Consider the following 16927-nt stretch of genomic DNA (forward strand, 5'->3'; position numbering starts at 1 on the left):
CACTGTCCACTTGACAGGGAGCACTTCAGATTCTCAGTGTCTTTTTGCTGCATTGATTTGTTGATAGCTCTTGCCGCGGACAGTGGTTCACTTATCATTAGAAATCTATGCCAACATCCCCCTTATAGAATATTTTTTTTTGTATATGCATTATATACCGAGCATACGTTCTTTAAGCAGGAGATATTTTCTAACTAATCATTTTAAATTACTACCAAATTTATAATATAACGCAAATAATAAACGCCATTCCATATCAACGGTAGGCATTTATTATTTGATATTTATGATAATAAATAAAAACTACTTTGCAAAATCAATGTGAATCTTAGCATCATTCTCTGTTTTTTCCCAATTCACTTTTGCCCCCAATGCTTCAGAAATAAATCTCAGATTTACATAAAAGATATTACTCGTAGGTTCAAGTGATGGTGCTTGATTTAATACAACTTTTTCTCCATTTAATAATGCATCATAAGAATTATTTGTTAACACTATAACTTTATTATCTTTTGATGCTGTCACAGTTTTTGTGTTATTATCCCATTCAATCGACATTCCATACTTTTCAAAAATGGGTCGCATAGGGACAAGAGTTGTTCCAAGATAAGTGACATTTGCATAAATGTCTAACTTTTCATCATTAATGTAAATGACTGGCTTGCTGCGTGAAGCGTTTACGCCAGTCCCTCCTAGCATTAACGTAATAACAGATGTAAGTAAGATTGCTTTAAAAACTACCTTCATACGATTCCTCCTTTAAATAATAATGGACAATAGACACAAAAGTATCTACTGTCCATTATTTTAATTGTAAATGTCACTATTTACAACAATTGTAATTACATTATTTCCACTGACAGTGACATTCGAATGATCGTTCAGTGGGCCTGATAATGCACTGCTAGAAATAGGTGTTCCGTCAACTTTGATATTAGAAAAAGTCGTTCTATTTTTTCCTGTATCAGTTTTAGACCAAACAGTTGATAACAGTTTCCATCTGCTTATTGAGGCAATATTCCAGCTTGCATTTGATTCCATTATTGTTATATTTGGTGTGTCTTGAAGAGAATAGCCCCCGAGTGTTGGACAAATAGATGTTCCATCAATTTTGATTCTTACTTTTCCATTATAATTGTACCAAAAATACATTAATGGAGCTGTGCCAGGTTTATAACCATTTTTTGTTTGTACTTGATTATAGCTAGGATCGAAAGTAGCGCTTTGATATTGATCCCAACCTGTATTTGTCTCACTTACATATGGACGATTTTTTTTCTTGAGAATTATTACTGGTTTCCATCCATAAGACGTAGCACTTGGCCCTAAATTATTATAAAGTTCCACACCCATGTCAGCTGCCCAAGAACCAATACCATCGGTAACAGTCGTAGTATATTCAAATCCACCATAGTTAAAAGCAATATGATTCGGTCTATCCAGACTCACTATATTACTGTCCGCTAATGGTAGTTGCATTAGTGCCATAAGATAGCTACCAGTAGTATTAACATTCATTCTACCGCCTACACCATCCCCAATAAATCCAGCTCTAGGAGCGACGTTAATACTGTTAGCCTCATTAAATTCATTAACATTTCCCGCTAGAAGACTTTCCACATTAGTATCTGTCTTATCTACTACCCATAATTCTGGGGCAGCATTAGCCGACTCTTCATAAAAATAAGTATATTGTTCATCGAAAGTAATGTAATCATAAGTAGTTTGGTCAGCACTTTTTGCAAAAGCTACTTTACTATCTCTTTCTTCTTCAACAGCATTTTTAGCAATTTGTAGTACGGCAGCAAGTTGATAATCGGCAACCTTTTGAGTCTCTTGATGCACCACATTAATCTCTGCCAACTCCAGACTTGAAGTTGGTAATGTGTCGTCAGCAAAAGCTGAAACAGGGAAAACCGCAAAACTTGAAATAAGAAGACTAGTTAATATTTTTTTACTATAATTCATATAATTACCTCCTTTTGGAATGAGATAATTGTATGTCATATCAGATAAATAAAATAGAATATATTTCCTTGTAATATTTTGTATTTTTGACTATAATAATGCGATTTTCGCTATATTATTATCTAATAGTCAATATATTAAATCCTAAATTTTTTTCTTAATTCGCTATATAATAAAAGCCCAATTTCATCGTAAAGAAATCAGTGAAATCAGAGCTACTTTGCAGATTGCTTCGGGTGAAAACTCAGCAGATATTTTGAATCATTAAGTGGTTTTATCGCAATCTCGCTTCCTCTATAAGAAACAGTGCTTAAATAATCAATTAAACTCTTCTTAACATATCCCCTTTTCTATCCTCTTACAGTTTTTATTTGTGAGATATTCTCAACAGGATTTTTAAATAATTCTCCTTATTCACATCATGCTGATTCTTTAAGAATTAACTTTAAAAATTGTTCATAAGAGTTAACGGTCTTACGTGATAAATTCTTGTTTTGACAATCTAAAAAGTCTTCTAAAAAAAACTCCAAATCCGATAACTCCATACAAATCCTCCATCTCTTTTCCTACAAAAACAAAACCCAATAAACCAAAAAGGTTTATCGGGTGAGATGGAAAAAGTTTATCGGATTCAAAACAAGTCTATCGGTTTTTATATACTGTCTGTAAACACCTTCCAGCAACCCACAATCCCTTACCCCGCACTGCCCCTAACCCTTTCAACTAACCTTATGCTCAATCCGCAGCTTGTCCGCTACCATGGCAATAAATTCCGAGTTAGTAGGCTTAGATTTGGAGATATTAATGGTGTAGCCGAATAAATGGCTAATGGAGTCGATGTTGCCACCTAGAGCCGTAAGGGTTTAACGACTTTCCAATTAAATGTAAATAAAGGCGCTCAAAGCTATTTATTGGCTTCCAGTTAAAATATTGGTTGGTTTATTTTCATTTCCACTATACTACATTCCTTATACAAATTCCAATTTTACCAAATACACAACTTATCCAACCTATCCTTCAAGCTAGGTGCACTGTCTTCTCTCAATATAAGCTTTGTATTTACTATCCGTTAATCTAAAGAATAACCTTCATTATATATTACGCTTGTTTCCATATTTAACTTTTTATGTTTATTTTATTTTGTATTTATATTCGTAAAATGCTTCGAAGGAGAACTATACATTGAATACCATGTCGAATATGATGTTCAGTACCTTCTAAACAAATTTCACAGTTGGGGTCTTATAACGATTGATTCAAATGCGGAAATACAGATAAACAATTTTGAATCTGATTGTGAAACAGAGGAAGAAAGAAGTACCGTGAAGATAGCATATCTTCAAGAACGAGAAGTATATTATCACCTGAAGAAAGTCAGACGAGACGTAAGACTGCATCCGAATTACTTCAGAGAGCAAAGATAAAGAAATGACACTAACGACTAAAACACCGTTACCGTTAATACTTCCTTCTGGCTTTAAGCTTAATGAGAGGGGGTGAAGCAAATGACCGAAGATCAGAAAAGTAAGAATGAACGTAACGTTGCTTTCAAAAGGTTTATCGAAGAACACAAAGAAACTGTTCGTGAAATCTCCGATGCACAGCCCAAGACGATCAAACCAGACGATGAATGGGCTACTGAACATGAATGGACAGAAATGTATACAGAAATGTCTAAGGAGGCTAATAAGGACAATTAATCAGTATTAAAAATGAGACTACTATTTATACCTCACACTAAAATTTGATAATGGAGACTAAAAAGAATGGGTAAAAATCTGAATACCGACATGCATAACGAGCACGATTGGTATATGAAGCGTCGGGTAGGGAATCACTATCAAAAGGTACAAGTCAATGAGATCACCCTAAATGGGGACTGGATGGATAAGATAGAATTGCGGACTGAATGCATTCAAAAGAAAAGCATTATACCGCTCTCTTCATTATTTCTTACAATTACAAAACCACATTTTTCCACTACTGCACATAGAATATTTCATAATTACGACATGTTCCAAGGTGGAATAGTATACTGCATTTATAAAAGCGATTCATTACAGTATGTGGGGAAAACCATATCATTTAGAGAAAGAATGCAAGAACACAAGTATACTTCGGATTTTGATCTTATGGATGAAGCTATTGTAATCCATGGTCGCTTTGTTCCTTTTGAAGAAGACTTAGACATCTACGAGTTATTTCTGATCAACACTCTTAAACCAAAAAATAATAAAAAGCTTGTATACACCTATTAAAATTATGAAACATTTAGACAGCAACACGTTTGATCGTGGCTGCTGTTAGGAACAAGCGTGATATAAAGCAAACTTTTTCGATCGGCTGAAGTGCCTACCACTTTCTAGAATCTCAATTAGTTTCTAATACTCGAAACCACTCCCCCCTACCCTACCGCAATTTATCCAAACAAAAAAGACCTCAATTTGAAGGCTCTGTACCTACTTTCCGTTTCGCTAACTCTCTGTATATCATTGGTTTTGAAACACCTGATCAGTTCTCTTATTACTTTAAATGAATATAAAATACAAAAACATAAATAAAAATACATAACGAAATACCTTTAATCTCGCTTTAATTATCGAATGTCGCAAAACACCAATTTTGCGACACCCTAATTGCTTCCATTTGTATATATCTTGCAAAAAAAATAGGGGGACGATGTATTTTCATACAGGAAACTATGAAGTATTGACGTTTAACACTACTTAATTTCTTTTTTTAAATAGACTATCAAGATATTTGTTCTTATCTAAAGATTCTTTTATTTTGGTATGTATTAACTCTAAACATCTCATCTCCCACAACCTATATTGAGACTGTCTAATGACAAATTGAGTTAAATCAGGTATTTGTTTGATTTTATTGAAACCAATTTTATACTCACCATGATTAACAGCTTCTTCATCTTCATAATATAGCTTCATGATGCTAACATCCTCTCGCATTTCATTAACATTTGGCTTAGGAGGATATTCTACAATATTTGAATAGTTATCAATAAGAAATGTGAGAAGCATATGATATCGACTCATACTGTTTTTTTGAGTGAAAGAAATTGCGTCTTTTTCATCAAGAATATCTTCATATCCTATAAGCCCATATTCCAAATTAATAGATGAATATAAAGTTTCTAAAAAAAGAAGTAATTTTTCTTTTTCTGTAGGCGCATTAATGCCTTCGAAAAATTCGTTAAGTAATCTAATAAACAATCCCTGTTCAAGTATATTGCGATTTATATCGAATAGTGTTTTAAAAACTATATCTTGTTTTATACTAAAAGGTTTATCCTCAAATAGCCTGAGTAATACTTCCTTTTTTCCATCATCATGTAAAACCTCTATACATTTTGCAGCAAAATACTCTTGAAATGATCGATGTGAATATTTATAACTAAACCCTTCTTCAATTAGTATACAAACTGATTTGAGCAAGTCTTCTTTATAATCATCTTCGTTAAATTCTTTTTCTTCTAATGCTTTTGCAGTAGAAATATATTCAATAAGTTTAGTATTATTAAATGATATTTCATCTTCTAAGTAACTAAAAAGAGAAATATAGTTTAATATTCTTTTAAATTCTGTAATAGAAAGAGAAGTGAATCTATCTCTCTTTAGTCCTTTTGTAGCATCATGCTTTGAGTAAAGAACATCAAAAGCAGCTTCATAAAACTCATGTTTTTTTTCAGGAATATCAGCATGTTGATTAAAAGTGAGAAACATTATTGTTAACAACAATGGTATAGATGCAAAAGAATAATGTGTTTTGAATAGAGAATCTTCTAACGCTTTGATAAATTCTATTTTTGTATCATTATCATACTCTAGTTTCTCTATCATTGTTTTTGCTTGACTTAAACTTAATAAATCTATATCCATCTCCTTGAATGATATCCATTCACTGAACTCATTACTATTTCTTGACGAGACAATATATTTATTATCTTTATATACATCTGTTAATTCTAATAGTTCTCTCTTTACCTTTTCTCTTTTAACATTCTCTATTTCATCAAAACCATCAAAAAACAATACAAATTTTCCTAATAATAATGATTTTTCTAAATACTCTTGGCTTAGATCAAAACCTAAATTATTCAATGATTTATAAATAGTATCCAATAAGTTTAGTTCTCTTCCATTCATATCCTTCAACTCAATAAAAAGCGGAATACGATCAGTCTCTAAAATAATATTCATAAACGCATTTTTCATAAAAGTTGTTTTCCCAATACCACCAGTACCAGTTATGATAAAGTAATTGCCCATTCTTAATAACTTTTTTATACTCTCAGTCTCTATACGTTGACCATTGAAAGTAAGGCTCTGACTAACATAAAAATCCTTTAGAAATACAGATTCTCTATTGTATAATATAGTTTTAATCTTACTATACTTAGCATAAGCATTATTTAAATAATTCTGAAATGCCTCTCCACACTCAACATCTTTCGAATTCCCTTTATTTTTAGAGATTTGAAATATACCTTTTACGATTCTTTCAATATTTCTCTCGAATATTTCTACACCAAACTTAGCCAACTCTACATCCACGTCTATTCACTCCTACTAAATTATAAATTCATAAATTTAATACTTTATCTACCCTGATAATTTATATGTGTTCTCTCAACATTAGAATTTCATATAAATTACACTCTCCTTAATACACTTGGCACTCTAAAATTTAATATATTCAACATCATTAACCTCTTTGATCTCTTACACCATACTCACTTAATATAAGCCCAAAACGCATGCTTTGGGCTATCTTACTTTGCGTACCTATATTTCTTCAGCAAATACATCTAAAACTACAGTGTTCAATGCAATTAGTGATTCTAAGCTTATTCATCACTATCAATCTGATAACCTTGACTGCGAAATCATCATATTTGCTCATATCCAGTGCATTTTCTTCTAACTCTATTTCGACTTCATGTATTCCATTAATCTACAAAGATAGTTATAATGACCTATACATATACTACCATAATACAAGTTGATAGGAGCAGCAAAAATTGGCTAGAAGACGAAAAAAGAACCCTCTTTAATAGAAGTGGCAATGCAGATAATTGTAGTCTGTGCCTTTATACTGGCATTCAATCTCACCTTCAGCAAATATGGAGCATCATTAGGAGATTCTTGGTTAAATCTATTACTAATTGCCGTTATCATTGTGCTGACAATAACTATTACCTTACGTCTTGCTTATGTACAAGAAAAATTAAAAAAAAGCAAATATCAACGAGATTGACAAAATGAGCGTCACGATGTTTGAGCGTTATTTGGAACATTTTTTCAAACGACAAGGATGGCAAGTGAAACACACTGGTGGCAAAGGTGACTATGGCGCTGATCTTATTCTGTCCTCAGCAACGAAGAAAGTTGTTATCCAAGCCAAACGATGGAAGAAGAATGTAGGTTATGAAGCCATTCAGCAAGCTTACACGAGCAAAGACATATATGGCTGTGCCGAAACATGGGTCATAACCAATAGTAGATTTACAGAGCAGGCTAGAGATAGTGCAAAGCATCTTGGGGTTAAGTTATGGGACAGAGATGTGTTAATTGAAAAGATGTCGAAGGTCAATGCAGCATAGACAATTAAGGTGAATGAACAGGGAGCAAGTTGATGTTATAACTACTTCGACTGTTGCTGTTCCCATCAAGCAAGAAGAGGACTTATTTGTATGTACCAAATGCGGAAAACCAGTCACCAACAAAATCAAGAATTACTACTTATCCAAACAAAGACGTTTTAATGGAAGAATCTACTGTTATGATCATCAAAGATAATTGAACTATGAGGTGAGACTGATTAACGAACTACTTATTGATATGGAGAAATTAAAAACCGTGTTGGTTTCAAAGGCTACAGGTGGCGATTCTAATGAACAGGAATATCGCTCTTTACGTGAAAAGTTAATTAAGGTCGATCGCATTAAAAACAGCCTTCCACGTTTCGTTTCTACTTGCCGTACTTTGTCCGAGTTTTGGGGACATATCACCGAAGTATCACCGACATACAGAGGACGTAGAGAATATCTACGGGACGCTTTCAATAATCTTTTAGAAATGCTTGAAAATGATTCATCGTCCCCAGCAGATAGTGTTATTTCTGACTCATTAATAGGTAAAGTTAATGCTTCTTATATTCAAGAAGCATGGACAAAATCTCTTGAAAGACGTGAGACTGACCCAGAAGGTGCAATCACGATGGCTCGTACTCTATTGGAGAGTGTCTGTAAATTCATTATGGTTCAAACAGCAATAAAGTATGAGGAAAAATGGGAATTACCTCAGTTATATAAAGGCGTACAAACAGCATTAAACCTCGCTCCTGATAATCATACAGAAGAAATATTTAAGCAAATCCTAGGAGGTTGTGCTTCTGTTATTCATGGATTAGGCTCTGTACGTAATAAACTGGGTGATGCACATGGACGTAATCAGAGGACAATAAAACCTTCAAAGCGTCATGCCCAACTTGCTGTGAACCTAGCTGGGGCAATGGCTGACTTTTTGTTCTCAACATGGGAAGAACAAAACAAAGTAGATAAAAACTATAATACAGAGGTGGAATCGTAATGAGTAGAGAAGTGGAATACAATTACCTGAAATGTGACTGTGGTTGTTATTTCGAAGTTCAAGCTTTTATCCTACGTGGGTTCAAGGATAACGAAGACATAAGTTGTCCAAAATGTAACAAGTTTGTAGCAACGATTCGAGCGGATGTTGGATACGAAACAAAAATCCTTTCGGAGGAAGAACTACTAGATATTCATGTGAATCAAAAAATTGATCTTGCTGTATTCAGACACAGTGAAGGTATTAATTGTGTACTTTGTCATTCGAACACTACTAGTTTCGTTCTGTCATTGGAAGAAATTGATGCTGATTCCATTGCATGTTGTGAATCCTGCTATGAGAGTAATGATATTAAAAATGAGAACAATCGTCTATTCATTTTAGAAGAAGATTGAGGATATTAGTTTTTCGTTGTATACATAAAACTACGGTTTCATATACGGCACATTCGGTAATCACGTTAGGTCGCTAACGAGAATATGCCTGTTTTTAATAGACATCAAGCAGTACAATTAATATTAATAAACAACCTTAACGGTAGATGTAACAAGTCTCTGACTGCCGTAGTGTCCTAGTCTAATCTGCAATGATCCAAGGGTCGGCAATATCATCAAACTTTACCGTAATCAGTTTATTCACCATCATGAAATTATAATTAAGTTTTACCAATGGCAAATTCAGAATTTACTATTAAGGAGTTGTCTAGATGAGTATTATTCATGTGACACAAATTAAAAATTATTTAAACAGTGTATATAATGGTCGTATTGATCTATCTGACTGTAACCCAGATGAAAATGCAAACTTTTTCCTAACAAGAGCATTAACAGCCTATACAATTCAAAACCTGGCACAAGTTGATCCGAGTACAGCAAGTAAATTTGTGGTTGATGGCTCTAATGACAATGGCATTGACGGTATTTTTTATGATGAAAAAATGAAGATTTTATATATTGTCCAATCCAAATGGATAAGCAATGGTACTGGTGAACCTGAAAATGGCGATATTAAAAAATTCATCTCAGGGACAAGAGACTTAGTCAATTTTGAGTTCAATGTTTTCAATAAAAAAGTACAGAATCTTTCTAATTTAATTATGAAGGCTATCGGAGATTTCAATATAAAAATCCAAGTGGTATTAGCGTATACTGGGATAAATTTATCAGAGCTTTCAAAGCGTGATTTCGAGAATTTCGAGAATGAAATGAATGACGCTAACGATATTTTATCAACCACAATAATGAACCAAACTCGATTGCATGATTCATTAAAAATTGGTATCTCTGGGGAGCCAATAAATTTGGAAATTGGTCTAAAGGAATGGGGGAAAAAAGAGGAACCTTTAAAGGCATATTATGGACAAGTAAATGGGCTTGAGATTTCAGAATGGTGGAATAAATATGATAACAGATTATTCACGAAAAATTTACGTGAATTAATTGGTGATACTGAAATAAACAGAGAAATCAGAACTACAATAGAAAAAGAGCCAAATAATTTTTGGTACTACAATAATGGTATAACTATTATTTGCAAATCAATAGTAAAATCTGCCTTAGGTGGTGGTGACAATTCTTTTGGTCACTTTAGGTGTGAGGATGTAAGCATTGTAAATGGTGCTCAAACCGTTGGAACAATAGGAAAATTTGCTGTATTAAAAAATAAAGGCGGAAAATTAGAGAACCTTTTTGTACAGGTACGAATAATTTCACTTGAAAATACTGATGAAGAATTTGGTAAGAATATAACGAAAAATAATAATAAACAGAATAAAATAGAGAACAGGGATTTTGTAGCCTTAGATCCAGAACAAAGCCGTATCCAAACCGAACTAGCCATAGATAAAATCTCATACTATATTATGAGAACAGAGACACAGAATAAAAAAGAAAAATCATTTGACCTAGCGGACAGTACCACTGCTCTTGCTTGTGCTAACAATAAACCAAGCATCACTGTACAATTGAAAAGAGAAATTGGTAAACTGTGGGAAAGTATCGAGAAAGCCCCTTACACTGCTCTATTTAACCCGAGTGTTTCAGGTATTTATGTTTGGCGTTGCGTTCAAATACAAAGAAAACTTGATGATGCAATCCAAGAAGTCTCTATTTTCAAACAAAATAGAGAATACAGTATATCTGTACATGGTAACAGGATAATTGCTCATTTAGTATTTCAAGAGATGCCATTAAACTTATTCAAAAACCCTAATTATGAATTCGATTCATACATAAATATGTTTGACTTTACTGCACGAGTAACATTAAATTACGATTTGATTTACCAGTGTCTCAATGATCTATTTGGAAATTCAGCTGTAGTACCTACATTATTTAAAAATGTAAGAAAATGCGAATCTCTAGTTGATGAAGTAAATAAAATCAAAAAAGAAAATTCCTTGTAGTACATTATGGTTGAAATAGAATATTGGAAAATGGCTTCTGATATAGGTTCAAGATATTTCACAATCCCTTTGCTACTATGCCGATTTCTGAAGAAGGCTTCAAGGGTAACAAGCAGTTTGCGAAGAATACGGTTATAAAAAGAATGAAGTGGAATTTATATAATCCATCCTTTAACACAGGATGGATTTTATTTAATACAAGTGATAGACACGTTCTATTCAACAATTCCCCCCAGATGTCTTCACCTGAAGAATCTATTCCCAATCTCTATTGGCTCTCATTTCAGAAGCCCGCTCTGCTCTCATTTTTGCTTCAAATTCAGCCCTCAGTTCTGCTTCTATCTCTCTTCTGTATTCTTCCTGATCTTCTTTGCATAATTTCGCATAAAACATAGATGTCGATGCAAGATTGCCAACGGCACGATAGGAGCGAAGCGACAGGACTTTATGTAACGTTCACAATTAATCACATATTGATTCGCTATACCCAACAATAGTGGGGGTGCTAAACCAACTGCTATGTTGTTTATGTTCTAGTTCGCTTCGCTCGCAGAACATAAACAACATAGCACCTGCCGCACCACCCCCACACCCCCTCAGGGCTGGTTAGATACTACTCCCCCTAAACTATGCCTTAACTTTCCGAAAAATAGCATCCCAAAATCCAATATACTTTCTTTATTATTCACTCCAATTCGTACTCCCCTCTATATAAAGATAAAGAGTACGACTTGAGAAGAAATGCTAATAGACATGTATAGCTTTGTTGATTGACCTAAAATAACCAGCTGTTTCATTAGCTACAAACCTACTATTCTTAAGTAGTTTACCGAAGTTACTTCTTGATAAACCCATTCTTTCAATAATCTCAGCTTTAGAATACTTCCCTGCTGGTAAGCCTTTAAGATGTTCAATCAATTGATCAACTCTGTCAGGCGCAACGACTTTGGATGAAGCTTGCTTTTCCTTAAACCCTAGCTTCATGTATTCTCTGTTACTTGAGCCTTTTATTTGCCCAAGCACATCATCAACGATGGCACTGTCACTGTTGACGATGAAAAATTGTCCGCTAGGCATCTCGTTTCGTTGAATACGTTTTATACTTTGATACAATTCAGCAGCGATATAGCCTGTTTGAAATGACTTAAATTCATCATTTTTAAATCTACCAGAATGAATATCTAGTGACTTCTTACCCAAATCAGTTCTGTTGTATATCATGTACTTCAATAAGTAAGTATTGATCGTATGGAATGTTTGGAGTTCCAAGTATCCAACACTGAGTAAAATCAGAGTAATCATTTCTACCGATAAGATTACCAAACCAGTTGATTGCATACCCTTGATCACTGTATTCGTCACCAATGCATATAGAGTCAATCCCAGTTTCGTACATTTTCATTCGAATTTGTACTGCATTGTCTTTATGACAAAGAATGAGAGTCTTATCAGTAGGAGCATGTCGTTTCTTTATCATTTTGCAAATCTCAGGATAGAACTCATCTTCGTTTGCCAATAGATTTGAACTACTTGTGTTGAAATTTACGATTGTGAATAACGAATTGCTATGGTCTATTATCCGCTCTTGTCCGACTACAGTGAAAATATCCTTATTACTGTATGCACCATCAATCCCAGCACTAGCATCTAAGATGATATTGTTATATAAACCCCAAAGTTGATACTTTGGATCAAACGTGCTTATGTTCCCATTGTTGTAGATACAGCTTTCACTATACCAAAAAGGAAGTCCCTTAAGCATTTCTGTTAAATTATCCTTCTGATATTTATTGTCCAATTGAATTGAATTGGTATTTTTATTCGCTTGCATCAAGCTTTCGAAGTTTGTTAAAGTTTTTGGATGAATCCCAATTTCTACTCTGACACATTTATTCTGCATTCTATCCTCTTTAAGCTTCTCTAGTTTTAAATCAAGTTTTAAGCAGACTTTATCCAATTGACCCTGAAGCGATCTATCTAAGTAACCCCGAACTTCATTATAAAGACGTTTCGAATAAGAAAAAGTAGGCATACTCACTTTTTCATCTATTATCAATACATTTCTTCTCAATTTGAAACATTCTCTTAACTCGTCATCGAGACAGAGATTAACGTAACGCTGATGTGTAATTATAAGAACTCTAACATCTGCTAACTTGTGCGGCTTATTCTTCCATTCAGACCAGTTATCCTTTGTAAGTCACAGTACATTCAATTTCAATTTATGATTATTATGATCAAGATAAGCTGTCGCTTCGTCAACATCTCTTCTGAAGCGTTTCACGATCAAGTACCTATTGTTGTTTTCAATATCACTCAGGCCTCCTTTGACCCACAACAAGTAGATAGATGATGTTCCTTCTCTGTTGAAAGATAGCAAAGGCGGCGAATAGCCAGATGACATTCCGCCTTTGCGTAAAATAAATTATAGATATTTCTCTAATTATCCAACTGTTATTAATTTTTCATAACTCTTTTTGTTAGATTATCTACTTTTCTAAGCAGTATGGTACTTTACTTCTGATGTAAAAACAGAACAGTCAGAAGGCGTTCCAAACAACAATAAATTTTTCTCTAAAATTAAATTTCCATGAACGTGATTGGACTATGCTTTTGATATTTCCTTCCAATTTCTTCATCTGTAAAATCCAAATAGGCTCTTTGGGTGACCTCAACAGATGAATGTCCGAGAATTCTGCACAAACTAAACCAATCACCATTATTGAGGATATAGTATTTCGCAAAGTTATTACGCAATTGATGGGGAGTAATATCTATGTTGACCTTCTGCCCTGCTTCCCTCAAAGCCCTCTCGTAATTTCGAACCTCAAGTTGTGTTCCTCTTATGGTTGGAAATAGGAAGACACTCTCTGAATATCGATCCTTGTATCGCAACCAATATTTAAGATCATTCGCCGTTTTATAGGAAAAGTATGCAAATCGTTCTTTTTTGTTCTTTGCATTAGTAATATGAATACTTTTATGTTTGAAGTCAATGTGCTCAGGCATCAAGAACAAACACTCACTTGTCCTCATACCTGTGTCGAGTAACAACCGCATGATCACATAGTTTCTATACCCATAAAATGTTGAGTTATCGAACTGTGACAGCACACTTTTAAGTTCATCCGAAGTTAAGGTCTTTTTTACTTTTCGTTCCATCTTTGGATTCTCAAGTGTTGCAACTGGGTTCTTTGGTATCTCTTTTTCAATTTCGTACAAGTAATTAAAGAAAACTTTAATATTCCGAACATAATTGGCAATTGTCGTCGATGATATTTCTTTCTTATAATCACTTCGATGATCTGGATAATTATTTGACTTAGTCAGTTCATCATTTACTACGGTATATTTTCCACGTTCCCGAAGGTATTTAACATACTGCCGTATGTGACCTGTTTGAACTTTTCCTACCTCTTCAATCTGAAATGAATTACTTAAATACATTGCGAACAATTTTAGTGTTTGTTCATAGCTTGCCAAGGTCTTGCGAGAAAGATTCCTGGAAGAACAGTACAGCATAAAGTTATCAATCTGAAATTCAACATCAGTCACAAGAAAAAACCGCCCTTCATTGGATTTTTGGAAACCCAATAAACAGCGGTATTTATAGCTCTTCTCAAAAACATTTATCGGTTTTAAACACACCTTTTCGGATATTTATCGGTATCTTTACGTTACCTATAAACACCTACCAGCAACCCACAATCCCTTACCCCGCACTGCCCCTAACCCTTTCAACTAACCTTATGCTCAATCCGCAGCTTGTCCGCTACCATGGCAATAAATTCCGAGTTAGTAGGCTTAGATTTGGAGATATTAATGGTGTAGCCGAATAAATGGCTAATGGAGTCAATGTTGCCACGTGTCCAAGCCACTTCAATCGCATGGCGGATCGCGCGTTCTACGCGTGAAGGCGTGGTTTTGAACTTCTCAGCGATTGCTGGGTAGAGCGTCTTCGTAATCGCACCAAGGATCTCGATATTGTTATATACCATGGTGATCGCTTCACGCAGGTACTGATAGCCCTTGATATGCGCTGGGACACCGATTTCATGGATGATCGAGGTAATGTTAGCGTCGAGGTTCTTGCCCTTAGAGAGCGGCACTACATTCGATCTGGACGTCGACGAATAATTGTACATGTTGGAGGAGGAGCTCATGCTGCCTTGAGAGCCGACAAGCTGACGTACACGATTTGCCAGGACCTCCATATCGAACGGTTTCAAAATATAATAGGATGCACCAAGCTGTACAGCTCTTTGAGTGATGTTCTCCTGACCAAAAGCAGTCAGCATGATGATCTTCGGTTGAGGATTCAGATCCATATCACGTAGACGTTCCAATACACCTAGGCCGTCTAAATGCGGCATGATGATATCAAGAATAAGAACATCGGGAATTTTACGCGCTTCGCTAAGCATTTGAAGCACTTCTTCACCATTGTAGGCGATACCCGTTACGGTCATATCTTCTTGCTCAGAAATGTACTCGGAAAGCAAATTCGTAAATTCCCTGTTATCATCGGCCAACAACACTTCAATATTCTGCACTGGCTGCTTCCTCCTTAATTATATCTGCTATTCGAAAATAACATTTTTTTCTTGTCTCTTACGTTTTCGACATGGAGATCGAATTCCCTTCTGTCGAAAATTATTTTTCTTTATTTTTTTTCTGCGTTGGATTATAATTAAATATTTTATCTCAATGTTCGAGGTTCTTCGTAATCGTTCGACAAAAAATCTTAAGGCTAAACCGCCTTAAGATTTAATGAATACCTATTCTCCTGTTTGGTCACACCTGAATCTTGAAGCATCCATTCGATGAAGCACCCATAACCGGACTTAGGATCATTTACAAATACATGAGTTACCGCCCCTATGAGACGGCCATCCTGTACGATAGGACTTCCGCTCATGCCTTGAACGATACCGCCTGTCTTATCGATAAGACGTGGATCGGTGATTCGCAGCACCATTCCTTTAGTGGCTGGCGTTTGCTGATGTGCTACATGAATGATCTCAACCTTAAACCGCTCCACCTGCTGTCCGTCAACTACAGTTAGGATCTCAGCAGGACCTTCCTTGACTTGATCACTCATCGCCACGGGAATCGGTTCTTTGTAAAGACTGTGCTCGGGATTGGAGCTCATTTTACCGAAGATGCCGAAGTCAGTATTACTCTCCACATTTCCAAGCACTTGGCTTTCTTTCAAAAAATGCGCTCGTTTCTCGCCCGGATCGCCATCCTGGCTTTTGGATATGGAGGTTACACTGGACTGAACAATATGACCACTGCCTACAACAATTGGGGTACCGGTATTCATGTCTGTAATCACATGTCCCAAAGCTCCATATACACCTTGCTCGGGAGCATAAAAAGTTAATGTGCCGACACCCGCTGCTGAATCACGAATGTACAGGCCTAACCGCCACACTTTGTCATGAATGTCATACGCGGGCTTTAGCTTAGCTGTATGCTCTTTACCCCCGCGTTTGAAGACAATGGTCAAGGGGTTATTCGCTTTACCAGCACGATCCACCAGCTTGGCCACCTTGGACAACTCATCCAATTTCTCACCATTCATGGAGATCATCAGATCACCCGGCACTAAACCGCTGACCTCTCCTGGGGAAAGCTTAGATTTCTCTGATACTTCAATCAGATGATGACCAACAACCAAAACACCTGCTGATTTCACTTTCACACCGATCGTTTGACCTCCCGGGATCACCTTAAGCTCGGAATGAATTCCTTGTGCAGTCACCTTGGCTGGTTCACCATGCAGTGGTGCAGCAGAACTTAGATTTGTTCCCGTTATGCCCGATAAACTAAGAAAGAAGGCAAATAAAAGGCCTGGCATTAACTTCCTGAGGTTAGGCTTCAATGGCTGTCACGCTCCCTTTTGCTTCTTTCGCTTGACGAAAAAGGTGGTCGCCAATTGCGT

14 protein-coding genes and 1 pseudogene are annotated in these 16927 nt (G+C 35.4%); 6 read left to right on the forward strand and 9 right to left on the reverse strand.

Translation table 11 applies throughout. The features are described 5' to 3' along the window. Window positions 1–303: 303 nt before the first annotated feature. From NSQ66_RS21195 to NSQ66_RS21205, 3 genes and pseudogenes are all read right to left on the reverse strand, one after another. Complete coding sequence (locus tag NSQ66_RS21195) at window positions 304–747, reverse strand: stalk domain-containing protein (protein WP_076141569.1); 444 nt, start codon at window positions 745–747, stop codon at window positions 304–306. 60 nt (window positions 748–807) lie between these two features. Then, window positions 808–1968 carry a YrpD family protein gene (locus NSQ66_RS21200; protein ID WP_076141570.1) on the reverse strand — a complete coding sequence of 387 codons (1161 nt, stop codon included), beginning with the start codon at window positions 1966–1968 and terminating at the stop codon, window positions 808–810. A 719-nt stretch (window positions 1969–2687) separates the two neighbouring features. Beyond that, window positions 2688–2813: pseudogene (locus NSQ66_RS21205) on the reverse strand (sporulation initiation factor Spo0A C-terminal domain-containing protein); the annotation flags it as partial. Between the two features lie 660 nt (window positions 2814–3473). Here NSQ66_RS21205 and NSQ66_RS21210 point away from each other — a divergent pair. Both NSQ66_RS21210 and NSQ66_RS21215 read left to right on the forward strand, forming a co-directional pair. After that, window positions 3474–3668, forward strand: a complete 195-nt coding sequence (locus NSQ66_RS21210; protein ID WP_076141571.1) for a hypothetical protein — start codon at window positions 3474–3476, stop codon at window positions 3666–3668. Between the two features lie 66 nt (window positions 3669–3734). After that, a complete protein-coding gene (locus NSQ66_RS21215) occupies window positions 3735–4226 on the forward strand; it encodes a GIY-YIG nuclease family protein (protein WP_076141572.1) in 492 nt (163 codons plus the stop codon). Between the two features lie 468 nt (window positions 4227–4694). On the opposite strand, the gene NSQ66_RS21220 is transcribed toward NSQ66_RS21215, so the two are convergent. Next, window positions 4695–6539 carry an NACHT domain-containing protein gene (locus tag NSQ66_RS21220; protein ID WP_076141573.1) on the reverse strand — a complete coding sequence of 615 codons (1845 nt, stop codon included), beginning with the start codon at window positions 6537–6539 and terminating at the stop codon, window positions 4695–4697. A 707-nt stretch (window positions 6540–7246) separates the two neighbouring features. Between NSQ66_RS21220 and NSQ66_RS21225 the strand changes: the two genes are divergently transcribed. The 4 genes from NSQ66_RS21225 (at window position 7247) to NSQ66_RS21240 (ending at window position 10980) form a co-directional block, all read left to right on the forward strand. Next, window positions 7247–7588 carry a restriction endonuclease gene (locus tag NSQ66_RS21225; RefSeq protein WP_076141574.1) on the forward strand — a complete coding sequence of 114 codons (342 nt, stop codon included), beginning with the start codon at window positions 7247–7249 and terminating at the stop codon, window positions 7586–7588. A 238-nt stretch (window positions 7589–7826) separates the two neighbouring features. Further along, a complete protein-coding gene (locus tag NSQ66_RS21230; protein WP_076223613.1) occupies window positions 7827–8576 on the forward strand; it encodes an abortive infection family protein in 750 nt (249 codons plus the stop codon). After that, window positions 8576–8971 (forward strand): hypothetical protein, encoded by a 396-nt coding sequence (locus tag NSQ66_RS21235; RefSeq protein ID WP_076141575.1) that lies wholly within the window; start codon window positions 8576–8578, stop codon window positions 8969–8971. Before NSQ66_RS21230 ends, NSQ66_RS21235 begins: the two co-directional genes overlap by 1 nt. 311 nt (window positions 8972–9282) lie before the next feature. Next, window positions 9283–10980, forward strand: a complete 1698-nt coding sequence (locus NSQ66_RS21240) for an AIPR family protein (protein ID WP_339191964.1) — start codon at window positions 9283–9285, stop codon at window positions 10978–10980. 744 nt (window positions 10981–11724) lie between these two features. Here NSQ66_RS21240 and NSQ66_RS21245 read toward each other — a convergent pair. From NSQ66_RS21245 to spoIVB, 5 genes are all read right to left on the reverse strand, one after another. Continuing rightward, window positions 11725–12180 carry a hypothetical protein gene (locus tag NSQ66_RS21245; protein ID WP_076141577.1) on the reverse strand — a complete coding sequence of 152 codons (456 nt, stop codon included), beginning with the start codon at window positions 12178–12180 and terminating at the stop codon, window positions 11725–11727. Between the two features lies 1 nt (window position 12181). Continuing rightward, window positions 12182–13051 carry a hypothetical protein gene (locus NSQ66_RS21250; protein WP_076223542.1) on the reverse strand — a complete coding sequence of 290 codons (870 nt, stop codon included), beginning with the start codon at window positions 13049–13051 and terminating at the stop codon, window positions 12182–12184. A 509-nt stretch (window positions 13052–13560) separates the two neighbouring features. Beyond that, entirely contained in the window at window positions 13561–14502 is a 942-nt protein-coding gene (locus NSQ66_RS21255) for a tyrosine-type recombinase/integrase (protein WP_141118515.1), read from the reverse strand. A gap of 215 nt (window positions 14503–14717) precedes the next feature. Next, window positions 14718–15533 (reverse strand): sporulation transcription factor Spo0A, encoded by an 816-nt coding sequence (gene spo0A, locus NSQ66_RS21260; protein WP_036682806.1) that lies wholly within the window; start codon window positions 15531–15533, stop codon window positions 14718–14720. A 197-nt stretch (window positions 15534–15730) separates the two neighbouring features. Continuing rightward, the gene (gene spoIVB / locus NSQ66_RS21265) at window positions 15731–16843 is read right to left on the reverse strand and encodes a SpoIVB peptidase (protein WP_080742549.1); all 1113 of its coding nucleotides are present in this window, start codon (window positions 16841–16843) and stop codon (window positions 15731–15733) included. Window positions 16844–16927: the final 84 nt, after the last annotated feature.

Source organism: Paenibacillus sp. FSL H3-0329, from assembly GCF_037963285.1.
GTDB lineage: Bacteria > Bacillota > Bacilli > Paenibacillales > Paenibacillaceae > Paenibacillus_AQ > Paenibacillus_AQ odorifer.